The organism is Nocardioides sp. HDW12B (genome assembly GCF_011299595.1).
In the GTDB taxonomy this organism is placed as follows: domain Bacteria; phylum Actinomycetota; class Actinomycetes; order Propionibacteriales; family Nocardioidaceae; genus Marmoricola_A.
In genome coordinates, this window is sequence record NZ_CP049867.1 from 499,877 (window position 1) to 522,658 (window position 22,782).

Sequence of the window (22,782 nt, forward strand, 5' to 3'; positions counted from 1 at the left end):
GCGCGGCGGTGCCTAGAGGCCGTGGCGCAGGTAGTCGAAGGTGATGTCGAGGAACGCGGCGTAGTCCATCGAAGCGGGGGTGGCGTCGCTCTCGCCGTCCAGGTGCACGTCGAGAGTTCCTTCCAGGGCAGCCATCACGGCGCCGTACACGGCGCCGAACAGCAGCGGTACGTAGACGGCGGGGTACCGGTCCCCGGCTACCGAGCCCAAAAGTTCCTGCGCGGTGTGGCGCATGCGTTGCTGAACGCCCAGGACGTACGGCTCCAGGGTCGGGTACTGCCGCGCCATCGCCATCAGCTCCCGCATCCTGATCAACGTGTCCGCGGTGAGCTGATCCCTCATCACGGCCAACAGGGCATCGAGCAGGGGCAGGTCTGCGGGGAGGCCAGCCAGGATCGCGCTGGCGTCGTCGACGCCACCGAACGCGACCGAGGCGACTGCCTCCTCCTTGCAGGAGAAGTGGTTGGCGAAAGTGCGTCGGGAGTACCCCGCCCGCTCCACCACGTCCGCGGTGACAAACCCGAACAGCCCCCGCTCACGGGTCAGCTCGAACGCCGCGTGCGCCAGCGCTTGGCCCGTCGCCTCGCGCTTCAAGTCCCGCAACCCACGATCCATTCCCTCAGTATGACCAGCCCTGCCCAATGGGCAACAATGCCCAGTGAGCAGACAGACTCCTCGCACTGCCCCTGCTTCAAAGCAGCAGCTGGCCAAGGGCAGGCCAGTAGCGTGACGACGACATGGAACTGGCGCTCCACCATCGGCGCCGGTCTCGTCCAAGAGTGGCCATCGACCTACGGGAGTGCGTATGGGTGCTGATGGCGGAGGGGCCGGGAGTGACGATGGCCCGAACCGGACGGCGACCGGCGACGGAGCGCAGTTCGCTGATGCAGTGCTGGCACTGCTCGCGGTCGCACGGCGGACCCGGGGCCGACTGCAGCCGCTTTTCGACGACATCACGGTGCCGCAGCTGGTGCTGCTCGATGCTGTGCAGGCGTGCGGCCGCGAGGGCATCGGTGCCATCTCGGCGTACACGCTGCTGAGCCAACCGACGGTGACCCAGCAGGCGGCCGCACTGGAAGTCGCCGGGCTGCTGCGTCGCATCCCGGCCGAGGACGATCGGCGGCGGCGAGTGCTCACACTCACCGAACGCGGCGAGCAGCTCCTGGCCGCAAAGCGCGACGTAGTCGCAGGTCGACTTTCGACCGCATGGCGATCCCTCAGCGCCGAGGAGCGGGGCATCGCGGTCCCACTGCTTCGCCACATCACGGATCTCATCAGGGAACTCGCCTGACTGCCACGACCACCCGTTGCCGGCCTGGGGATTCGGCCTCCTGCTCCGGCGCAGTCCCTCTCCCCACGTTCGCGAGGCCCGGACCGCCGACGAGGCTTCTGAGCTGTCGGCAGCGGCATGGAGGGGACAACGCCGACTGTGCGTACTGCGGCGACTCAGCGGAAAGTCAGCACAAAGACCGCGCGAAGTCGTCCGAGCCTCTCCGAGACCATCGGGTAGCGTGTGACCTCGGTAACGGATTGATCCGTGGCAGAGCGTCAGATAAAGCGGGTTCGGTCGAGACTGATCGAGATCGGAGGACGGCCGTGAAGGCCCCGTCCATCTGAGAAGGTCAGGGGTTCGAATCCCCTCAGCTCCACCACCGGCAGGGCCCGCAGCCACGGCTGCGGGCCTTCTGCGTTCCCCCGGGCGGAGTGGCGGCGGGCGCCGTGGCACGTCGCCCGGCACCTCGCCCCGGCACGGCGTCCGCCCTGGGCGAACACGGGCCGGGGCAGGAATCGGGCCCGCCACGCGAAGGTTGAGCCTTCACCTGTCAAGGACACGAGGTGAAGACATGGCTCAGGACCCACGGCGCCTCCCGGTGCTGTTCCTCTCCGACGGCGTGCTGCTGCCCGGCATGGTCGTCCCCATCGAGCTCGACGAGGCGGCGCAGGCCGCGGTCGACGCCGCGCGCAGCGAGGGCGGTGACGAGCTGCTCGTGGCGCCACGCCTGGTGGACCGCTACGCGTCGTACGGCGTCCGCGCGACGATCGAGAAGGTCGGCCGCTCTCGCGGCGGCTCTGCGGCGGCCGTCCTGCGCGCCGGCGGCCGCGCGCGCATCGGCACGGGCGTGGCAGGCCCCGGCGCGGCGCTCTGGGTCGAGGCGACCCCGGTCGAGGACGAGGACCCGTCCCCGCGTGCGCAGGAGCTGGCCGACGAGTACAAGAAGCTCGTCGTCGCCGTGCTCCAGCGCCGTGAGGCCTGGCAGATCGTCGACTCCTTCACCTCGCTGACCGACCCGTCCGTCATCGCGGACACCGCCGGCTACGCGCCGTACCTCTCGGTGGACCGCAAGCGCGAGCTGCTCGAGACCCCCTCGGTCGAGCGGCGCCTGGAGCTGCTCGTCGGGTGGACCCAGGACTACGTGGCCGAGCTCGAGGTCAACGAGAAGATCAGCGAGGACGTGCGCGAGAGCGTCGACGCGAGCCAGCGCGAGTTCCTGCTGCGTCAGCAGCTCGCCGCGATCCGCAAGGAGCTCGGCGAGGGCGAGCCCGACGGCGCCGACGACTACCGCGCCCGGGTCGAGGCGGCCGACGTGCCCGACGACGTCCGCGCCGCGATGCTCCGCGAGGTCGACCGCCTCGAGCGGGCCAGCGACCAGAGCCCCGAGACGTCGTACCTCCGCACCTGGCTGGACACCGTGCTCGACCTGCCGTGGAGCGTCCGCACCGACGACGCCACCGACGTCACGGCCGCGCGTGCCGTCCTTGACGCCGACCACCACGGCCTCGACGACGTCAAGGACCGGATCGTCGAGCACCTCGCCGTGCGCGCCCGCCGCGCCGAGCGCGGGCTCGAGGTGGTCGGCGGGCGCGGGTCGGGCGCCGTCGTGCTGCTGGCGGGGCCGCCCGGGGTCGGCAAGACCTCGCTGGGCGAGTCCGTCGCCCGCGCGCTCGGACGCAGGTTCGTGCGTGTCGCCCTCGGCGGCGTCCGCGACGAGGCCGAGATCCGCGGCCACCGGCGGACGTACGTCGGCGCGCTGCCGGGTCGCATCGTGCGGGCCGTCAAGGAGGCCGGGTCGATGAACCCGGTCGTGCTGCTCGACGAGGTCGACAAGGTCGGCTCGGACTACCGCGGCGACCCGGCCGCGGCGCTGCTCGAGGTGCTCGACCCGGCGCAGAACCACACGTTCCGCGACCACTATCTCGAGCTCGACCTCGACCTCAGCGACGTGCTGTTCATCGCGACCGCCAACGTGCTGGAGACCATCCCGCCGGCCCTGCTGGACCGCATGGAGCTGGTGAGCATCGACGGCTACACCGAGGACGACAAGGTCGCCATTGCGCGCGACTTCCTCGTGCCGCGGCAGCGCGAGCGCGCGGCCCTGACCGACGACGAGGTCAGCGTCACCGACGACGCCCTGCGCGAGCTCGCGAGCGACCACACCCGTGAGGCCGGCGTCCGCCAGCTCGAGCGGCTCGTGGCCAAGGCCTTCCGCAAGGTCGCCACGCGTCTCGCGTCCGGTACGACCGCTCCCGTGGTGGTCGACCGGGCGGCGCTGCGGGACCTGGTGGGCCGGCCCCGCTTCACGCCGGAGGCGCACGAGCGCACCTCGGTGCCCGGCGTGGCCACGGGCCTGGCCGTCACCGGTCTCGGCGGCGACGTGCTCTACATCGAGGCGTCCGACCTGCCCGCCGAGCCGGGCACGACCGGCCGGCTCCACCTGACCGGTCAGCTGGGCGACGTCATGAAGGAGTCCGCCCACATTGCGCTGACCTACGTGCGGTCGCACGCGGGCGAGCTGGGTCTCGACGACGCGGCGCTGGCCCGGCTGTCCGGTCCGGTCCACGTGCACGTGCCCGCCGGGGCGGTCCCGAAGGACGGGCCCTCGGCCGGCGTGACCATGACGACGGCCCTGGTGTCGCTGGCGACCGGTCGCAACGTCCGCGGCGAGGTCGGCATGACCGGTGAGGTGTCCCTGACCGGGCGGGTCCTGCCCATCGGCGGCGTGAAGCAGAAGCTGCTCGCGGCCCAGCGTGCCGGCCTCACCGAGGTCTTCCTCCCGGCCCGCAACGAGCCGGACCTCGACGACGTTCCCGCCGAGGTGCTCGACGCGGTGACGGTGCACCTGGTGCGCGACGTGCGCGACGTGGTGGCTCGGGCGCTGGAGCCCGGTTCGGCTCCGGCCGGGGTGGTCGCCGCCTAGGGTGAGGACGACCCGCCCAGCCCGTCCCCTCGCACGCAGGAGTCCGCCATGACGTCGTCCCGCTCTCTCGCCCGCGCTGCCGCCGTCACGGCCCTGGCTCTCGGCGTCGGTGGTCTCACCGCGGCGCCGGCGCAGGCTGCGTGGAGCAGTCTCGCGACGAACGAGGGGGGCCGCCTGCAGGCCTGCAAGGTCGCGACCGCGGACGGCGCGGCGTGGCGCGTCAAGGCGCGCGTGCGCAACGTGGACGACGACCGCAGCGACTGGGTGAAGGCGCGCGTGGTGGTGACGCGCAACGGCACCGCCACCGACCAGGCGTGGAGCAGCGGTCGCGTCTTCGGCGGGGAGAGCGCGGCGGGCACCGTGCGCAGCGGGCGCGGCAGCGCCTGGACCCTCGCCTTCAGCCTCTCCAGCCCCCAGTCGGGCGGCGGGGGTCAGGTGCCGGTCGGGGCGCTCGCCGGCTGCTGAGCCGAGCCAGGGGACCGTGGGACGCGCACGGCCCCTCGTCCCCGCGTCGTCGGGACCTAGGGTCGGGCGCATGACGGAGCGCCTGACCCTCGCCACCTGGCCCACCCCGCTGGAGCCGGCTCCCCGGCTGGCCACGGCCCTGGGCCTCGCGCCGGACGACCTGTGGGTCAAGCGCGACGACCTCGTCGGGCTCGGGGGCGGGGGCAACAAGGTCCGCAAGCTGGAGGCGACGCTCGCCGAGGCGCTCGCCCAGGGCGCGACGGCGGTGGTGACGAGCGGGGCGGCCCAGAGCAACCACGCCCGGCTCACGGCGGCGGCCGGCGCCCGGCTGGGTCTCGAGGTCACGCTCGTCCTCGCCGGCGAGCCACCGGAGCCACCGGAGCGCAGCACCGGCAACCTGCTGCTCGACGAGCTGCTCGGCGCCCGCCTGGTGTGGGCCGGCGCCACCTCGCTGGCCGACCTCGACGCCGTGGTGGAGCAGGAGGCGGCCCGGCTGAGGTCGGCCGGCACCCCGACGTACGTCGTGCCCTACGGCGGCTCGAACGTCGCCGGCGCCGGGGCCTACGCCGAGGCAGGGCACGAGATCCTGGGCCAGGCTCCGGACACGTCCCTGGTCGTGGCCGCCGTCGGCTCCGGCGGCACCATGGCCGGGTTGGTCCACGCCCTCGGGGTGGACCGCGTGCTCGGCGTCGACACCGGCGCGGTGCCCGATCCCGGGGACCGCGTGGCGCAGCTGCTCGCCGGCCTCGGCACGCCGGTGGCGTCGGCGGACCTGCGGCTGCGCCGCGACCTCGTCGGCGAGGGGTACGGCGTGCTGTCGGCCGAGGTCCGCGCAGCGATGGAGCTGGTCGCCCGCACCGAGGGGATCGTGCTCGACCCGGTCTACACCGGCCGGGCCGCCGCCGGGCTCGTGGCGGGCGTCCGTGAGGGCGTCGTCGTGGCGGGTCGTCGCACGGTGCTGCTGCACAGCGGCGGGCTGCCGGGGCTCTTCGGCCACCTCGGTGCCACCGACTGGTCCTGAGCGCGTCGACGCACCCGCCCGACGTACGACGTCAGCCGTTCCCAGCGGGAGCCGGGGAGCGTAACGTCGACGGCCTGGAACGGCCCGCGGCGGGGGAGACCCCGACCGTGGAGCGGGGAGGACACGACATGGCGGCCGTCGGCACCGGACCCACCGAGCAGGAGCAGGAGAGCGTCGCGCGGGCGAACGAGTCCGGCCGGCATCCGGTGGTGCTCGTCCACGGGCTGTGGCTGCTCAGCACGAGCTGGGACCGCTGGGTCGACTTCTTCACCGAGGCCGGCTACGCCGTGGTGACCCCCGGCTGGCCCGGCGACCCCGGGTCCGTCGCCGAGGCCCACGCGAACCCCGACGTCTTCGCGGGCACCGGCATCGGGGCCGTGGCGGACCACCTGCAGGCCGTCGTCGAGGGTCTCGACCGGAAGCCGGCGACCATCGGCCACTCCTTCGGCGGGCTCCTGGTGCAGATGCTCGCCGGTCGCGGGCTCAGCGCTGTCACCGTCGCCATCGACCCCGCGCCCTCGCGCGGCGTCCTCGCGCTGCCGATGGCCGCGCTCCGGTCGTCGTCGGCGGTGCTCGCCAAGCCCACCAACCGCTCGCGGGCCGTGACGCTGACCTGGGAGCAGTTCCGTTACGGCTTCGCCAACGCGGTCCCCGAGGACGAGGCGCGGACGCTCTTCGAGCAGCACCACGTGCCCGGCTCGGGCACCCCGGTGTTCCAGGCGGCGTTCGCCAACATGAACCCCGCCACCGAGCTGAAGGTCGACACGAAGCGGGCCGACCGGGGCCCGATGCTCATCATCTCCGGGGAGCACGACCACCAGGTGCCCCCCGCGATGGCCCACGGTGGCTACAAGAAGCAGCGGAAGAACACCGATAACGTCACCGAGCTGCACGACATGCCCGGGCGCGGCCACTCGCTCACCATCGACTCCGGCTGGCGCGAGGTCGCGCAGACCTCGCTGGACTTCATCGCCCGCTTCGTCCCCTGAGCCGCGCCGCGGCCGGCGCGGTCACCACGTCAGGGCGGCCAGCAGCCGGTCCACGACGGTGCGCGCCTCCTCGACGAAGACCCGGACCGGCTGGCGCTGCTCCACGTCGCGCCGCGCCAGCAGCACGATCCGTCGCGTGACCGGGTCGGCCATCCGCAGCGTCGTCAGGTCGTCGGCGCTCCGGGTGCCGAGCCGCAGCATCAGCGGGGTGGTGAGCGTCGCGCCGAGCCCGGCCGCGGCGAGCTGCAACGAGGCGGCCGTGTCGGTGACCTCGTGGACGACCCGGGGCTCGACGTCACGCCGACGCAGCCCCGAGCGCAGGGCACGGCCGTACTGCGTGCCCTCGGGCGGCAGGATCCAGTCGAGGTCGCGCAGCAGCTCCGGCGTCGCCGTACGCCGTCGGCCGCCGCGCGAGCCGGGAGGCAGCGACCCAGTCGCCACCGCCACGGCGAACTCCTCGGGCTCCAGCAGCGTGCGCGCGACGCCCCGGTCGCGGGGGATGGGGGCGTCGACGTAGTCGAGCCCGAAGGCGACGTCGACCTCCCCGTGCCGGACGGCGACCGAGACCGCGTCGAGGTCGACCTCCCGGGAGGTCACCACGACGTCGGGGAACGCCTCGCCCAGCCGGGCCACCACCGGCGCCAGCAGGCCGGCCGCGGTGCTGCCCCACGTGCCGACGACCAGTGGGCCCGCGACCTGCTCGCGCGCCGCCCGGGTGGCGCTGACCGCGCGGGCCTCGGCCGCCAGCAGCCCCTCGGCGTGGTCGGCCATGACCCGGCCCGCGTCGGTCAGCACCAGGTGGCGCCCGGCCCGCTGCACCAGGTTGACCCCCAGGGCGGCCTCGAGGGACGCGAGGTGCTGCGAGACCGCGCCTGGGGTGTAGCCGAGGTGGTCGGCCGCGGCGGCCAGCGTGCCGCGGCGGGTGAGCTCGCGCAGGGTCGTGACCTGGGTGAGGTTGAGCCGGGGACCGTGCACCACGGGGGACATCAGGCACCTCTCGCGTCGCGTGACAGTTCACGAAACCTAAACCATTGCACGGCCAGATCGTCGCTTGTGCTGCACGTTGGTCGCGGGAGAGGGTGAGGGGGTGCCGCCTGCCGCCTTGCCCTCACGCGCCTCCGTCGTCGTCGTCGGCGGCGGGGTCGTCGGCCTGAGCACCGCCTACCACCTGGCCCGGGCCGGCGTGCGCGACGTGGTCCTGCTCGAGAAGGACGAGCTGGGCTGCGGCTCCACCTGCAAGGCCGCCGGCGGCGTCCGTGCGCAGTTCTCGGACGCGGTGAACGTCGAGCTCGGCGCCCGGAGCCTGCGGACCTTCGAGACCTTCGCCGAGACCTTCGGCCAGGACATCGACCTGCACCAGGTCGGCTACCTCTTCCTCCTCGACGACGAGGAGCACGTGGCCGCCTTCGAGGCGAACGTCGCGCTCCAGAACGACCTCGGCGTCCCGAGCCGCATGATCGACGTCGCCGAGGCCCGGGCGCTGTCGCCGATGATCGACCCGACCGGGCTGCTCGCGGCGGCGTGGTCCCCGACCGACGGGCACTGCACGCCCGAGAGCGTCGTCGCCGGCTACGCCCGCGCGGCGCGCGCCGCCGGCGCCTGCCTCGTACGCCGCTGCGCCGCCCTCGAGGTGCTGTCCGAGGGAGGCGTGGTCACCGGGGTCCGCACCGAGCACGGCGTGGTCGCCACCGACACGGTCGTGTGCGCGGCCGGAGCCTGGTCGCGCGACCTGGCCGCGTCGGTCGGCGTGGACCTGCCGGTGACCCCGCTGCGCCGCCAGATCCTCGTCACCGAGCCGGTCCCGGGTGTCGACCCGCGCACGCCGTTCACCATCGACTTCGCCTCCTCGTTCTACTTCCACCACGAGGGCCAGGGCCTGCTGCTCGGGATGTCCGACCCCGACGAGACCCCGGGCTTCAAGCTCGGCCGCGGCGAGGAGTGGCTGCCCGGGCTGGCGGAGGTCATCGAGCGCCGCACCCCCGGGCTGGCCGACGTCGGGATCGCGTCGGGCTGGGCCGGGCTCTACGAGATGACCCCGGACCACAACGGGCTCATCGGCGAGGCCGAGGGCGTCTCGCGGTTCCTCTACGCCACCGGCTTCTCCGGCCACGGCTTCCTCATGGGCCCGGCCGTCGGCGAGGTCGTGCGCGACCTCTACCTTGGCCGGGACCCGGTGGTCGACGTGTCGGCCCTCAGCGCCACCCGCTTCTCCGCCTCCGCCGACCCGGCGGCCCTCCGTCCCGAGCTCAACATCGTCTAGTCACCTCGTCCCCCTCCTCCCCCTCGTCCAGGAGCCTCCATGTCCTCGCAGATCCCCTCCGGCGCCGACCTCCAGCGCCTCGCCGTCGAGCACGCCGGTCGCTGCGGCGTCGACACCGCCGCCCTCACCGGTGACCGGGTCGACCACTCGCCGATCAACGGCGAGCGGCTGGTCGACGTCGGCTGGGTCGACGCCTCGGCGGTCGACGACGCGGTCGGGCGGGCCCACGCGGCGTACCTGCAGTGGCGCCGCGTGCCGGCGCCCGAGCGCGGGGCCCTGGTCAAGCGCTTCGGCGAGCTGCTCGCCGTGCACAAGGACGACCTCGCCGCGCTGGTGAGCCTCGAGGCCGGGAAGATCACCTCCGAGGCCCGCGGCGAGGTGCAGGAGATGATCGACATCTGCGACTTCGCCGTCGGGCTGTCGCGCCAGCTCTACGGCCGGACGATGCCCTCGGAGCGTCCCGGGCACCGCCTCATGGAGACCTGGCACCCGCTCGGCGTGGTCGGCGTCATCAGCGCCTTCAACTTCCCGGTCGCGGTCTGGTCGTGGAACACCGCCATCGCGCTCGTCTGCGGCGACCCGGTGGTCTGGAAGCCCTCGGAGCTGACGCCGCTGACGGCCCTGGCCTGCCAGGCGGTGCTGGCCCGTGCGATCGCCGAGTGCGGTGCACCTGCCGACCTCAGCCAGGTCGTGCTGGGTGCCGCCGAGGTGGGGGAGCGGCTGGTCGACCACGACGGCGTCGCGCTGCTCAGCGCCACCGGCTCCACCCGGATGGGCCGCGCCGTCGGACCGCGCGTCGCCGACCGCTTCGGCCGCTCGCTGCTCGAGCTCGGCGGCAACAACGCCGCTGTCGTCGCCCCCAGCGCGGACCTCGACCTGACGGTGCGCGGCGTGGTGTTCTCCGCCGCCGGCACCGCCGGGCAGCGCTGCACGACGATGCGTCGCGTCATCGCCCACACCAGCGTGGTCGACGAGCTCACCGACCGGCTGGCCTCGGCGTACGAGCGGCTGCCGATCGGCAACCCGATGGCCGCGGGCACGCTCGTGGGACCGATGATCCACCGCGGCGCCTACGAAGCCATGGAGCGCTCGCTCGAGCAGGCCGCGGACGAGGGCGGCAAGGTCGTCGCCGGCGGCGGCCGCGCGCTGGCCGACGAGGCGCCCGAGGCGTTCTACGCCCGGCCCGCGATCGTCCGCACCGACCGCCAGAGCGAGGTCGTGCGCCAGGAGACCTTCGCGCCGCTCCTCTACGTGCTGCCCTACGGCGACCTCGACGAGGCGATCGCGCTCAACAACGACGTGCCGCAGGGCCTGTCGTCGAGCATCTTCACCTCCGACAACGCCGAGGCCGAGCGCTTCCTGTCGCCCGAGGGGTCCGACTGCGGCATCGTCAACGTCAACATCGGCACCTCCGGGGCCGAGATCGGTGGCGCCTTCGGGGGCGAGAAGGAGACCGGCGGCGGCCGGGAGTCCGGCTCGGACGCGTGGCGCGCCTACATGCGCCGGGCGACGAACACGGTCAACTACTCGGGCGAGCTGCCGCTGGCCCAGGGCGTCGACTTCACGGTCTGAGCGATGACCGCGACCACGGGAACCACCGGCACCACGGTCGGCACCACCGCGCTGCGGGCGCGCTTCGCCGCCCGCCTGTCGCGGCTGTACGGCGCGGAGGTCCCGGCCTACACCACGCTCGTCGAGGTCGCCCACGAGGTGAACCAGCGCGTGCTCGACCGCCACGGGGCTGCGGCCGAGCGGCTGGGGAGCATCGACCGGGTGACCGCGGAGCGGCACGGTGCCATCCGGGTCGGCTCGCGCCGCGAGCTCGCCGAGGTGGCGCGGGTGTTCCGGGCGCTCGGCATGCACCCGTGCGGGTTCTACGACCTGCGCGACGCCGCTCCCTCGGCCATCCCGGTGGTCTCGACCGCCTTCCGGCCGCTGGACCGCGACGAGCTGGCGGCGAACCCCTTCCGGGTCTTCACCTCCATGCTCGTGCCGGAGGACCGGCGCTTCTTCGACGCCGACCTCGAGGAGCGGCTGCACACGTTCTTGTCAGGGAGACAACTGTTTGCCCCCGAGCTGCTCCGGCTGGCCGACCGTGCCGTCGACGCCGACGGGCTGTCCGAGAGCGACGCCGAGGTGTTCCTCGACCTCGCGACCGCCTCCTTCGCGCTCTCGCACGACCCGGTCGACCGCGCCTGGTACGCCGAGCTCGAGGCGGTCTCGGCGGTCGCGGCCGACATCGGCGGTGTGACGACGACGCACGTCAACCACCTCACCCCGCGCGTGCTGGACATCGACGACCTCTACGCCTCGATGCGGGCGCGGGGGATCGCCATGATCGACGAGATCCAGGGCCCCCCGGCGTGGGAGGGGCCCGACGTGCTGCTGCGGCAGACGTCGTTCCGGGCGCTCGCGGAGCGACGTACCTTCCGCGAGGCCGACGGCGCGCTCACCGAGGGCACCCTGCGGGTGCGGTTCGGCGAGGTCGAGGCGCGGGGGATCGCGCTGACGGTCGCGGGCCGGGGCCGCTTCGACGAGCTCGTCGGCGAGGTCGACCGACGGCTGGCCGGCGACCCGGGCCTCACCCGCGCCGAGGTCGCTCCCGCCGTCTGGCGCGACGGGCTGCCCGCGACCGAGGAGGGGCTGTGGCGCGAGGGGCTCGGCTGCTTCGGCTACGCCGTGGACGAGGCGGCCCGCGCGCGACCCGACGACGCCCAACGTCGTGCGCTGAGCGACGGTCGGACCGAGGCGCTGGTCAGGACGGGCGTGCTGCGCCTCGAGCCGATCGTCTACGAGGACTTCCTGCCGCGCTCGGCGGCCGGCATCTTCGCCTCGAACCTGACCGGCACCGGCACCGGCAGCGCGGCCGGGGCCGACGGCGGCTCCGGCGCCGAGCAGGGGGGTGCCGTGCGTGACCTGACGTGGATGTCCGACGTGGTGGGGGCCGAGGTCGCCGTGCCCGAGGAGGTCTACGCCGCCGAGTCGGACGCCTCCTTGCGGACCGCCCTCGCCTCGTTGCGCTGACCGGCGTTCTCAGCCCGCGCGACCGGCCGTGGCCCCGCACGGGGTTGCGGTCTAGCGTGACGACGGTCACGTCACCGAACCCCGAGGAGCCGACCATGCCGCTGGAGAACTCGTTCTACACCGCCGAGATGCAGGGGCCGTACGTGACGGTCCCGCTGGGCCGCTTCGAGCTCGAGGAGGGCGGGGTGATCGAGGAGCTGGAGCTGGCGGTCGCGACGTACGGCGAGCTCAACAAGGCCAAGGACAACGCGATCCTGGTCCCGACCTGGTTCTCCGGCACCCACGCCACCTGGTGGCAGGTCTACATCGGCCCGGGGCGCGCGCTCGACCCGGAGAAGTACTTCATCGTGGTCGTCAACCAGATCGGCAACGGGCTCTCGACCTCGCCGCACACCACCGGCGACGCGTCGATCGCGATGGAGCGCTTCCCGCACGTCCGCATCGGCGACGACGTCCGCGCCCAGGAGCAGCTGCTGCGCGAGAAGTACGGCGTGGAGCGGCTGGCGCTCGTGGTGGGCGGCTCGATGGGCGCCCAGCAGACGTGGGAGTGGGCCGTCCGCTTCCCCGACAAGGTGCAGCGCGCGGCCCCGATCGCGGGCACGGCGCAGAACACGCCGCACGACTTCCTGTTCACCCAGACCCTGATGGACGCGATCACCTCCGACCCGGCCTGGGCGGGCGGGCGCTACACCAGCCACGCCGACGTCGCCGACGGCCTGCGGCGCCACGCCGACATCTGGGCCGTCATGGGCCTGACCACCGACTTCTGGAAGTCGGGGTTCTGGAAGGACCTGCCGCCGGTGGTCGAGGGACTCGGCTGGAGCACCTTCGAGGAGTTCCAGCAGAACTTCACGCGGCTGCTCTTCGGCCTCATGGACCCCAACGCGCTGCTGACCATGGGCTGGAAGTGGCAGCGCGGTGACGTCGCCCGCAACGCCGGCGGCGACCTGGCCGCGGCGCTCGGGCGGGTGTCGGCGAAGACCTTCGTGATGCCGATCGACTCCGACATGTTCTTCCCGCCGCGCGACTGCGAGGCCGAGCAGCAGCTGACCCCGGGCGCCGAGCTGCGCGTGCTGCCCAGCATCGCCGGTCACTTCGGGCTCTTCGGCTTCGAGCAGACCTACCTCGACGCGGTCGACGCGCACCTCCGCGAGCTCCTCGAGGCGGAGGTCTGAGGGGTCAGCGGGGCTCAGGGCCCCGGCCTCAGGGGCGCGACGCCGGGCGTTCGAGGCGCCCGCGGAGCAGGGCGAGCCCGGGGCCGTCGAGCTCGTCGAGGGCGGCCGGCCGGCCGGTGGCGGCCATCAGCAGCGCCTCGCCCGGCCCGGTCACGACCAGCCCGCGCCCGAAGGTCCAGTCGAGGTCGATGGCCTGCAGGCGGAGGAAGCGCGTGCGCACCGCTCCCCGGATCGGCGGGGCCACCATCGCGAAGGTCAGCGCGGAGGCGAGCCGGTCGTGCGGGACGTCGGTGCCCAGGCCGAGCGGTCGCCGTACGTCCTGGCGGTGGATCAGGCCGTCGGTCAGCGCGATCCGGCCGTTGAACTGCGCCGTCAGCCCGGTCGGGACCAGCGCGCGACGCAGCCTCTCGAGGAGCTCCTCGGTCGTCCCGGAGGTGCGCTCCACGACGAGGTCGTTGAGCCGCGCCGGGTTGCCGCGTGCCTGCACGGTGAGCTTGGCCATCTCGGTGCGCGGCAGGTCCTCGTAGGACACGACGTGGGTGACCACGTCCTGCACCGACCATCCGGTGCACAGCGACGGCGCCGCCCACTGCTCGGGGGTCAGCGACTCGGCCAGGACGAGGAGGTCCCGGCGCTCGGCCTCGGCCAGCTCCATCGACGACGTCATGGTCCCATCGTCACCCACGCACGCCGTGGAACAGCATCGCCCGGTCCGGATCGATGACCGGCGCACTCCCCACGGCAGGCTGGCACTCCCCATGCTCCGGACGCCATGGGGAGTGCCAGGATGCCGACATACCTTGGGAAACCGGCAGACCGGCCGGAGCAGGGATCAGTGGCGGAACGCCCGGCCCGGGTCCTCCCCGGTCCCGTCGCAGCGCCCGACGGCCCGGCCGAGCTCCATGAGGAACATCTCGGCGAGGTCGCGGCTGAAGGCGTTGCGGACGACGATGCGGATGATCTCCAGCTCCTCGCGGTCGGCGCAGAAGTGGTAGGCGGGCACCGCCCAGCCGCCCTGCTTCATCCAGTCCGCGACGTCGTTGAGGGTGTACTGCACGTTGGCGGCGTAGGAGTCCTTGCGCGGCTTGCCGGACTTGGTGTTCGCGCCGTTGAAGCAGAAGGCGATCACCGGCAGGTCGCTGGCGTCGGCGATCAGCTCGAACTCCTCCATGTCGCCGATGGCCTGCGCCATCATCTGGGCGATGTCGCGGCTGTGCTGGTGCACGCGCTTGAAGCCGTCGTAGCCCAGGCGCACGAACTGGTAGTACTGCGCGACCACGCCGGAGCCCGGCTTGGTGAAGTTCAGCGACATCGTCGGGTGGTCGCCGCCCAGGTAGTCGACGCGGAAGACCAGGTCCTCCGGACGGGCCTCCTCGTTGCGCCACAGCACCCAGCCGACACCGGGGTAGACCAGGCCGTACTTGTGGCCCGAGGCGTTGATCGACTGGACCCGCTCGAGGCGGAAGTCCCAGACCAGCTCCGGGTCGACGAAGGGGGCGAACAGCCCGCCCGACGCGGCGTCGACGTGGATGGGCACGTAGATGCCCTTCTCGATCTCGAGCCGGTCGAGCTCCTTGGCCATCCCGGCGATGTCCTCGTACGCTCCGTCGAAGGTGGAGCCCAGGATGCCGATGACGCCGATGGTGTTCTCGTCGCAGGCGGCCGCGACGTCCTCGGGGTGCATGGTCGTCTCGCCCTTGCGGATCGGCACCTCCTTCGGCTCGACGTCCCAGTAGCGGCAGAACTTGTGCCAGCACACCTGCACGTTCGCGCCGACGACGAGGTTCGGGCGGTCGGTGGGCTTCCCGGCCTCCTTCATGCGGTCGCGCCAGCGCCACTTCAGCGCCATGCCGGCCAGCATGCAGCCCTCCGAGGACCCGATGGTGGAGCAGCCGATGGGGTTGTCGGGCTCGGGGGCGTTCCAGAAGTCGGCGATGATGTCGAGGCAGCGGTCCTCGAGCTGCGCGGTCTGGGGGTACTCGTCGCGGTCGACGAGGTTCTTGTCCGCCGCCTCGGCCATCAGCTTCTCGGCCTGCGGCTCCATCCAGGTCGTGCCGAAGGTCGCGACGTTGAGCCGGGCGTGGCCGTCCAGCATCAGCTCGTCGACGATCACGTTGTAGGCCGTCTCCGGGTCGACGGACTGCTCGGCCATCCGGCGACGGGGGATGTCGACGACGGCACCGTCCCGGCTGAACTGCGGACGGACGTCGATACCGTCCTGGAGGTCGCGGCTGGAGGAGTACTTCGGCATCGGTGGGTGCCTCCCGGGTGGTACGGCGACCCTCCCGGGCCGGTCGGCGATCGGCCGACTCCTCAGGCCTACCCCATGCCGGGCCCTCGCACCCGTGCTTTGGCCCGGCCGGATCCGAGGGCGGGGGAAACCACGGGCGTGGTCAGTTCCAACACCGACCGGCGGGGGCAGGCTCCCCAGGTGAAGCGCCCCCCCTCACTGCACGACGTGCGCGCCGGCCTGCGCCGCCGCTCCAACGACCCCATCTTCTGGAACGACACGGTCCAGCTGTTCAAGACCGTCGCCGCGGCCGTCATCGCCTGGGTGGTCGCCACGAGCGTGCTCGACCTGCCGCAGCCCTTCCTCGCGCCGTGGGCCGCCCTGCTCGTCGTGCACGCCACCGTCTACCGCACGTTCTCCCAGGGCGCCCGCCAGGTCGCGGCGACGGGCCTCGGGGTCGTGCTCGCCTGGGCCGTCGGCGGTGCCCTCGGGCTCGACACCGTCTCGGTGGCGGTCGCGCTGGTGGTCGGGCTCGTCATCGGGGCCGTGACGTGGTTCGAGGACCAGGAGACGACGATCGCCGCCACCGCCCTGGTCGTGCTGACCACCGGGTTCTCGCAGAACGACAGCATGCTGGTGTCCCGGCTGCTGGACACCGGCATCGGCATCGGCGTCGGCCTGCTCGTCAACGCCGTGGTCTGGCCGCCGCTGCGACGGCGGACGGCGGTCACCGCGATCGACAAGGTCGACGACCGCATCGGGCGGCTGCTGACCCGAGTCCACGACGACCTCCGTCGCCACCCCGGGACCCCGCTCCAGCAGGAGACGGTCGCGGAGTGGGTCGAGGAGACCCGCGCGCTCGACGGCGACCTCGACAACGCCTGGTCGCTGGTGCGGCAGGCGCAGGAGAGCGCCCGCATGAACCCGCGCCGCTCGGCCCGGCAGGTCCGCCAGCCCCAGCAGTGGTTCTCGCTGCTGCACCGCATGGAGCAGGCAGTGGCCGAGCAGCGCAGCATGGCCCGCACCCTGGGCCGGTCCCTGGAGCGCGGCGAGGAGTGGCACGAGACGTTCCGCGACGGCTGGCTCCGGCTGCTGGAGGAGGCCGGTCGGGCCGTCCAGGACGCCGACAGCGAGGCCCTGGTCGACGTGCGCGGCCGCATCGACGACCTCGCCCGCGACCTCGAGCAGCTCGACCCCCTGCCGCTGCTCTGGCCGGAGTACGGCGCGCTGCTGTTCAACCTGCGCAACGTCGTGGACACCATGGACGAGGTGGCCGCGGCCAACCCCCTGGGCCAGCCGCCGCTGCCGGTGCGCCTGCCCGCGCCCGTGCTGCGGCGCGACGGCACGGCCGTCGGCAGCGTGCCGGCCGACGGGCTGACGAACGAGGACCGCGCCGGGTTGGACGCCCCGTCGGCGTCGGGCTCCGGCTCGCGGTAGGCTGGAGGCGAACGACCCCGACGCCCGCCTCGACACCTGTCAGCGGACGGCGGTCACCGTCCTTCCCAGGGCGGTCCCGGGGTCGGTCGGCGCGACGCCGCGGTCATGGCCGTGTCGCGTGGTCGGTGGTCACCGGTGGCCACCGTGTCCGACGCCGTACGGCGCCCCGGTCCCGACCCGGGGGGGCGCACGGTCCGAGCGCTCCGGGCTTTCCGGGGCATCCACGAGGAGCTGTTCTTGGCTCGACGAGGTCAGCGTCAGTCCGGTGCCACCCGCACCGCGACGCGGCAGCAGCAGCGCCAACGCCCTGCCCGCAAGCTGGACAACGAGGGCATCCTGCCGGTGCTCGCCCGCGCCGTGCGCGAGGTCGAGGCCGGGGTGCAGCGCGGGCCGACGACCCAGTCGCTGCGCACGAAGTTCCAGGTCATCGCCCTGCTGGCCCGTGAGGAGCGGACCCGGGTCAAGGCCGACACGGAGGCCTCCGAGACCTACCGCACCGCCCAGATGAAGCGGCTCGACGGGATCGCCACGATCCTGGCGAAGACCGCCGCCCGCGACACGTCCCTGCTGGCGCTGCTGGCCGAGGACGCCGCCGTCTCCGACGCCGCGAAGCGGCTGCGTCGCGAGATGGTGATGGCCACCGGGGTGGAACCGCCCCCGGAGGCCGAGCCCGCCGCCGAGCGTGTCGAGGGTGTCCCGCTGACCGAGCGCCGGGTCGTGCCGCAGTCGGTCGCGGCCCGTCAGCTCGCCAACCCGTTCCTGCCTCCCGACTTCACCATGGCGGAGGAGCGGCGCCCCGCCCGCGCCCGCCGCCTCGGCAGCTGGGAGCTGATCGGCCCGCTGCTGCGCGCCTTCGAGCAGGGCGGCGCGAGCTCCTGCATGGACCTCCCCGAGCCGCGTCCCATCCGCACCCCGCCCGGTCTGGAGCTGATGCCCCACCAGGCCCAGGTCGTGGCTGCCGCCGAGGACGGTCACCGCACCTTCCTGCTCGCCGACGAGCCGGGCCTGGGCAAGACCGCCCAGGCGCTGCTGGCCGCCCAGGCCGCCCGTGCCTACCCGCTGCTGTGCGTGGTGCCGAACGTCGTCAAGACCAACTGGGCCCGCGAGGCGGCGCTGTGGACCCCGCGTCACCCGGTCACCGTGATCCACGGCGACGGCGAGAACGTCGACGGGTTCGCCGACATCGTGGTGGTCAACTACGAGGTGCTCGACCGCCACGTCGGCTGGCTCGCGGACTTCGGCTTCCGCGGGATGGTCGTCGACGAGGCCCACTTCATCAAGAACAAGACCTCGCAGCGCTCCCAGCACGTGCTGCAGCTGGCCGACCGGATCCGCGAGCGCACGGCGCGCCCGCTGATGATGGCGCTGACCGGCACCCCGCTGATCAACGACATCGAGGACTTCCGCAACATCTGGCAGTTCCTGGGCTGGATCGACGAGAAGGCGCCGCAGCGGGCCCTGATGGAGGCGCTCGAGGAGACCGAGCTGACCCCGCTCGACCCCGGGTTCTACCCGGCGGCGCGCTCCGGCGTCATCGGCCTCGGCGTGGTGCGGCGTCGCAAGATCGACGTGGCCAAGGACATCCCGGCCCGGCGCATCGCCGACCTGCCGGTGGAGCTCGACGACGCCGTCGGGCGCTCCATCCGCCAGGCCGAGCGCGAGCTCGCCCGGCGCCTGGTACGTCGCTACGAGACCGCCCTGGAGAACCGCATCAGCGGCCGGCGCACCGAGGGCATCGACCTCGACCTGGTCCGCCAGGTCGCCGGCTGGGAGCTCTCCGACAAGGCCTCGAGCACCGACGGCGAGAACGTCTTCTCGATGGTGCGGCGCATCGGCCAGGCCAAGGCCGGCCTCGCCGCCGACTACGCCGCCCAGCTCGCCCGCAACGTCGGCAAGGTGGTGTTCTTCGCCAAGCACATCGACGTCATGGACACCGCCGAGGAGCTCTTCGCCAAGCGCGGGATCACGTACGCCTCGATCCGCGGCGACCAGACCCGGCCGACCCGTCAGCGCAACATCGACGCCTTCGTCAACGACCGCGACGTCGCGGTGGTCGTCTGCTCGCTGAGCGCGGCCGGCGTGGGACTGAACCTCCAGGTCGCCTCCAACGTCGTGCTGGCCGAGCTGTCGTGGACCGACGCCGAGCAGACCCAGGCGATCGACCGGGTGCACCGGATCGGTCAGGCCGAGCCGGTCACGGCGTGGCGCGTCATCGCCTCGCAGACCATCGACACGAAGATCGCCGAGCTGATCGACAGCAAGGCCGGGCTCGCCGCCCGGGCGCTCGACGGCTCCGACGAGGAGGTCGGGTCCTCCACCGACGTCCAGCTCGAGGCCCTCGTCGCGCTCCTCACCGAGGCGCTCGAGGACCGCTAGGACGTCCCGGGGGTGGACCCGCCCGCCGCTCCCGGCGTCGGGTCGACCGAGGCCACGAGCCCGGACGAGTGCAGGAAGCGGTCGACGCTCACCCGGATCGCCACCCGCTCCCGGTTGGGCCGCGGCACCCGGTAGCGGGAGGCGTAGCGCTCCTCGGCCCGGGCGACCGACGCCCGGTCGGTCAGCACCCGGCCCTCACCCTCCAGGGTCGACCAGCGCCGCCCGTCGACCTGGCAGGCCGCCAGCCCGGCGGTGAGCTGCACGTTGCGCACCTTGCGCGAGGTGCGGGAGGTGATGATCCAGGCGCACTCCTCCTCGGGGTCGAGCGCGACCCCCACGGGGACGACGTGCGGGGACCCGTCGGGTCGCAGGGTCGTCAACGTGCAGAGGTGCCGCTCGGTCCAGAAGGCCGCGAGGTCACCGGGCAGGTCGGACCAGCCGGGGCGCCAGGAGCTCATGGCGCCCATCCTGCCCGACCCCCCCCTGGGGGACGGGCGACGCGCGTGCTCAGCGGATGGCCAGCACGCGGGTCACGCCGTGCGACGGCGGGTCCGCGGTGAGCCGGGAGTCCGGTCGGACCGTCCAGCGTCCCGCCAGGGCACCCGGCCGCCCGAACGACCGCACCTCGGCCCGTGCCCGCACTGCGGCGCGGCGCAGGGTCTCCGGCTCCGTCCGCAGCGACGCCGGGAGCGCGAACAGCCCGTCCAGCCCGGCCGCGAGGAGCGCGCGGTGCAGCGCGAGGCTGGTGACGGTCACGGCGGCCGTCAGCAGCAGCGGGTAGGCCGCGACCACGACCGGTGCCGCCCACGACAGGTGCGTCCCGACCCGGGCCAGCACCTGCTCCGGACCCGGCAGGTGGTGCACCACGGCGAGCACCGGCATGTGCAGCACGTAGACCGGCAGCGTGCGCCGGCCCAGGCGTGCCGCCGCCGTCCCCAGCCGGGGCAGCTCCGTGAGGGCGCGGGCGGCCCGGACGGCGAGCGGCACCCCGAGCACGCTGAGGGTGGTCACCTCCACGCTGAGCGGGGTCCCCAGCCGGGCGAGGACGGACGCGGCGACGACGTACCCGCCGAGCAGGAGGGGGGTGGCGGGTCGGCGCCGGTCGGCCAGCAGTCGCACGAGCTCCGGAAGCCGGGCACCCAGCAGGAAGTAGACGAAGTGGACCAGCACCGCCTCGCGGTTGGCGTCGGCCATCGGCAGGGCCGAGACCGACACGGCGAGCAGGGCGGAGGCCGCCACGACGGGACGAACGTCGAGCGGCAGCAGCAGCTTGGCCAGCACGAAGTAGACCGCCAGCGCGTAGAGGAACCACACGCCCGTGGAGGCGAAGGCGAGGTCGGCCACGAGGTCGCCGAGGCCCTGGGTGCGGTTCATGACCAGGGTGCGCTCGACGCTGAAGACGACCGCGAGCAGCCCGAGCCACACCGCGTAGACCCAGTACGGGTTGAGCACGCGGGAGGTCAGCACCTGCGACCAGGGTCGGCGGACGGCGCCGGCGGCGAAGAGTCCCGACAGCAGGAAGAACAACGGCATCCGGATCGGCTTGAGCGCCGCGGTGAGCGCGGCCCAGCCCTCGACGACCCCGGCCAGCTCGGGCGGCGCGACCGAGGGCAGGTGCTTGACGGTCACGTGGTGGAGGACGACGAGCAGGATGCACACGCCCTTGGCCGCGTCGGCCCACCCCAGGCGGGCGCCGGCAGCGGTCGGGGGCGGGGCGGCAGGCACGGAGCTCCTCGGCGGTCTGAGGGAACAGAGCGGGACAGGGGGCGGGCAGGACCGCTCATCCCCCGTGACGGGCGGTCCTGCCCCTCTCCATGGTGTCCGGAAGGTCCGGTTCGGACACCTGAGTGAGAGGGCGCTCACGCTGTGCGGGCGCGCCTCAGGCGGGGGACGTGGCGACCGTCACGCCGGCCCGACTCAGATCCAGGAGCGGAACCAGATCCGGTCGAGCCACTCCGGGGTGGAGATCAGCTCGTGCGTGAGCACCGGCCAGAGCCAGGCGAAGTTGACCACGACGAGGACCACGAAGGAGCCGGCCGCCACCGCGCCGAGCGTACGGCGACGCGGGCTCGCGCCGGGTGGTCCCAGGACGCGGCCCAGGACGAGGGAGAGCACCACGATGGTGAAGGGCAGGATGGTGACGGCGTAGAACGAGAAGATCGGCCGGTCGGCGTAGAGGAAGAACGGCACCCAGGTGGTCAGCAGGCCGACGAGGGCGAAGCCGAAGCGCCAGTCGCGGCGGGCCAGGGCGGCGTACAGCGTGTAGGCCCACGCGACGGTCCCGCCCCACCACAGCGCCGGCGTGCCCAGCATGACGATCTCCCGCAGGCAGGTGCTGTCGGTCGGAGCCGTGCACCCCTCGACGCCGGGGGAGATGTCGAGGTCGGCGGCGACCACCACTGGGCGCCGCATGATCAGCCAGCTCTGCGGTGAGGACTGGTAGGTGTGCGTGGCGTCGACCAGACCGTTGGTGTGGAACGACAGCACCGCACCGTGGTAGTGCCACAGGCTGCGCAGCGCGTCGACCAGGGAGGGCCAGAAGCCCACGGGGTCGTCGGTGACGTAGGCGCCCCAGTAGGGCCCGTAGCTGTTGGTGGCGAACTGGCGCTCGATCTCGTCGGCGTGCATCAGCCACCCGGTCCAGGAGGCGACGTAGACCACCAGCGCGACCACGACGAGGTAGCCGAAGGCGAGCAGGCCGTCGGCGACGGAGGTCTTGAGCAGCGCCCAGCGCACGCCCAGCGTCCGACGGGCACCGGTGTCCCAGGCGAGCACGAGCAGCCCGAAGCCCGCCAACGGGATCAGCGCGCTCCACTTGCTGGCCACGGCGAGGCCGAAGAGCACCCCGGCGGCCAGCCGCCACGGCCGCCAGAGGAGGCCGCGCACGGGTCCCCACCCGCCGGGGCCGAGGGGTGAGCGCTCGGCGAGGTCGGCCAGGCGGCGTCGTCCCCAGTCGCGGTCGGCGACGAGGCAGGAGACGGCGCTGAGCAGGAAGAACGCGACGTAGATGTCGAGCAGGGCCAGCCGCGACAGGGTGAACTGCAGTCCGTCGAAGCACATCAGCACACCGGCCGCACCGCCGAGCAGGGTCGACCCGGTGAGCCGCCGGACCAGCCGGACCATCACGAGCACCATGAGGGTGCCGACGACGGCGCTGAAGAACCGCCACCCGAGGGGCTCGAAGCCGAAGACCTGCTCACCCGCCCCGATCAGCCACTTGCCGACCTCGGGGTGCACGACCATCGCGGGGTCGCCCTGGGTCGCCTCGGGGGGCAGCCGGCCCTCGAGGATCGCGCCGTTGGCGTCGTCGGGCCAGCTGATGCCGTAGCCGTGGCGCCACAGCGACCAGCCGTCCTTGGCGTAGTAGGTCTCGTCGAAGAGGAAGTCGCGCGGCTTCCCGAGGTGCCAGAAGCGCAGGACGCCCGCGAGGGCGGTGACGGCCAGCGTGACGACCCAGCCGATCGCCCGGTCGGGGTCCGGGCGTCCGCGCAGCCGGGTGAGAGCGTCGGGCACGGTGCGCCCGTCGGCGGTCCGCGAGCGGACCGGCCCCTCGACGGCGTCCGCGTCGCTGCGCTCGGCCGTCGTGGTCACGACGCCCAGCCTACGGTC

At 73.2% G+C, this 22,782-nt stretch carries 18 protein-coding genes; 11 read left to right on the forward strand and 7 right to left on the reverse strand.

Translation table 11 applies throughout. From position 1 onward, the window contains the following. Window positions 1–12 precede the first annotated feature (12 nt). A complete protein-coding gene (locus G7072_RS02405; RefSeq protein WP_166084054.1) occupies window positions 13–615 on the reverse strand; it encodes a TetR/AcrR family transcriptional regulator in 603 nt (200 codons plus the stop codon). Window positions 616–889: 274 nt separating this feature from the next. Between G7072_RS02405 and G7072_RS02410 the strand changes: the two genes are divergently transcribed. The 5 genes from G7072_RS02410 to G7072_RS02430 all read left to right on the forward strand — a co-directional run bounded on the left by G7072_RS02410 (window position 890) and on the right by G7072_RS02430 (window position 6,671). Then, the gene (locus tag G7072_RS02410) at window positions 890–1,291 is read left to right on the forward strand and encodes a MarR family transcriptional regulator (protein ID WP_166084055.1); all 402 of its coding nucleotides are present in this window, start codon (window positions 890–892) and stop codon (window positions 1,289–1,291) included. A 553-nt stretch (window positions 1,292–1,844) separates the two neighbouring features. Further along, window positions 1,845–4,196: an endopeptidase La gene (gene lon, locus G7072_RS02415; RefSeq protein ID WP_166084056.1), complete on the forward strand. Its 2,352-nt coding sequence runs from the start codon at window positions 1,845–1,847 to the stop codon at window positions 4,194–4,196. 48 nt (window positions 4,197–4,244) lie between these two features. Next, on the forward strand, window positions 4,245–4,661 hold the full coding sequence (locus G7072_RS02420) for a hypothetical protein (RefSeq protein ID WP_166084057.1): 417 nt from the start codon (window positions 4,245–4,247) through the stop codon (window positions 4,659–4,661). A 70-nt stretch (window positions 4,662–4,731) separates the two neighbouring features. After that, the gene (locus G7072_RS02425; RefSeq protein WP_166084058.1) at window positions 4,732–5,682 is read left to right on the forward strand and encodes a pyridoxal-phosphate dependent enzyme; all 951 of its coding nucleotides are present in this window, start codon (window positions 4,732–4,734) and stop codon (window positions 5,680–5,682) included. 128 nt (window positions 5,683–5,810) lie between these two features. Beyond that, window positions 5,811–6,671: an alpha/beta fold hydrolase gene (locus tag G7072_RS02430; RefSeq protein ID WP_166084059.1), complete on the forward strand. Its 861-nt coding sequence runs from the start codon at window positions 5,811–5,813 to the stop codon at window positions 6,669–6,671. Window positions 6,672–6,692: 21 nt separating this feature from the next. Here G7072_RS02430 and G7072_RS02435 read toward each other — a convergent pair whose 3' ends face one another. Then, on the reverse strand, window positions 6,693–7,658 hold the full coding sequence (locus tag G7072_RS02435; RefSeq protein ID WP_166084060.1) for a LysR family transcriptional regulator: 966 nt from the start codon (window positions 7,656–7,658) through the stop codon (window positions 6,693–6,695). Window positions 7,659–7,758: 100 nt separating this feature from the next. Here G7072_RS02435 and G7072_RS02440 point away from each other — a divergent pair, with 100 nt between their 5' ends. The 4 genes from G7072_RS02440 (at window position 7,759) to G7072_RS02455 (ending at window position 13,130) form a co-directional block, all read left to right on the forward strand. Next, complete coding sequence (locus G7072_RS02440; protein WP_240917112.1) at window positions 7,759–8,931, forward strand: FAD-binding oxidoreductase; 1,173 nt, start codon at window positions 7,759–7,761, stop codon at window positions 8,929–8,931. A gap of 39 nt (window positions 8,932–8,970) precedes the next feature. Continuing rightward, window positions 8,971–10,503, forward strand: a complete 1,533-nt coding sequence (locus tag G7072_RS02445) for an aldehyde dehydrogenase family protein (RefSeq protein WP_166084061.1) — start codon at window positions 8,971–8,973, stop codon at window positions 10,501–10,503. Window positions 10,504–10,506: 3 nt separating this feature from the next. After that, the gene (locus G7072_RS02450; protein WP_166084062.1) at window positions 10,507–11,955 is read left to right on the forward strand and encodes a DUF1338 family protein; all 1,449 of its coding nucleotides are present in this window, start codon (window positions 10,507–10,509) and stop codon (window positions 11,953–11,955) included. A 95-nt stretch (window positions 11,956–12,050) separates the two neighbouring features. Further along, window positions 12,051–13,130 (forward strand): alpha/beta fold hydrolase, encoded by a 1,080-nt coding sequence (locus G7072_RS02455; protein WP_166084063.1) that lies wholly within the window; start codon window positions 12,051–12,053, stop codon window positions 13,128–13,130. A gap of 28 nt (window positions 13,131–13,158) precedes the next feature. Here G7072_RS02455 and G7072_RS02460 read toward each other — a convergent pair whose 3' ends face one another. Both G7072_RS02460 and G7072_RS02465 read right to left on the reverse strand, forming a co-directional pair. Beyond that, complete coding sequence (locus G7072_RS02460; protein WP_206063249.1) at window positions 13,159–13,797, reverse strand: maleylpyruvate isomerase family mycothiol-dependent enzyme; 639 nt, start codon at window positions 13,795–13,797, stop codon at window positions 13,159–13,161. A 165-nt stretch (window positions 13,798–13,962) separates the two neighbouring features. Next, window positions 13,963–15,381, reverse strand: a complete 1,419-nt coding sequence (locus tag G7072_RS02465) for a glutamate decarboxylase (protein ID WP_166084064.1) — start codon at window positions 15,379–15,381, stop codon at window positions 13,963–13,965. Between the two features lie 180 nt (window positions 15,382–15,561). Here G7072_RS02465 and G7072_RS02470 point away from each other — a divergent pair, with 180 nt between their 5' ends. Further along, the gene (locus G7072_RS02470) at window positions 15,562–16,797 is read left to right on the forward strand and encodes an FUSC family protein (RefSeq protein WP_166084065.1); all 1,236 of its coding nucleotides are present in this window, start codon (window positions 15,562–15,564) and stop codon (window positions 16,795–16,797) included. Window positions 16,798–17,034: 237 nt separating this feature from the next. Continuing rightward, window positions 17,035–19,173: a DEAD/DEAH box helicase gene (locus tag G7072_RS02475; protein ID WP_166084066.1), complete on the forward strand. Its 2,139-nt coding sequence runs from the start codon at window positions 17,035–17,037 to the stop codon at window positions 19,171–19,173. Here the strand turns inward: G7072_RS02475 and G7072_RS02480 are convergent. From G7072_RS02480 to G7072_RS02490, 3 genes are all read right to left on the reverse strand, one after another. Further along, window positions 19,170–19,631 (reverse strand): TIGR03618 family F420-dependent PPOX class oxidoreductase, encoded by a 462-nt coding sequence (locus G7072_RS02480; RefSeq protein WP_166084067.1) that lies wholly within the window; start codon window positions 19,629–19,631, stop codon window positions 19,170–19,172. The genes G7072_RS02475 and G7072_RS02480 overlap by 4 nt on opposite strands. Window positions 19,632–19,680: 49 nt before the next feature. Continuing rightward, window positions 19,681–20,898: an acyltransferase gene (locus tag G7072_RS02485; protein ID WP_166084068.1), complete on the reverse strand. Its 1,218-nt coding sequence runs from the start codon at window positions 20,896–20,898 to the stop codon at window positions 19,681–19,683. A 192-nt stretch (window positions 20,899–21,090) separates the two neighbouring features. Then, window positions 21,091–22,764, reverse strand: a complete 1,674-nt coding sequence (locus tag G7072_RS02490; RefSeq protein WP_240917113.1) for a phospholipid carrier-dependent glycosyltransferase — start codon at window positions 22,762–22,764, stop codon at window positions 21,091–21,093. Window positions 22,765–22,782: the final 18 nt, after the last annotated feature.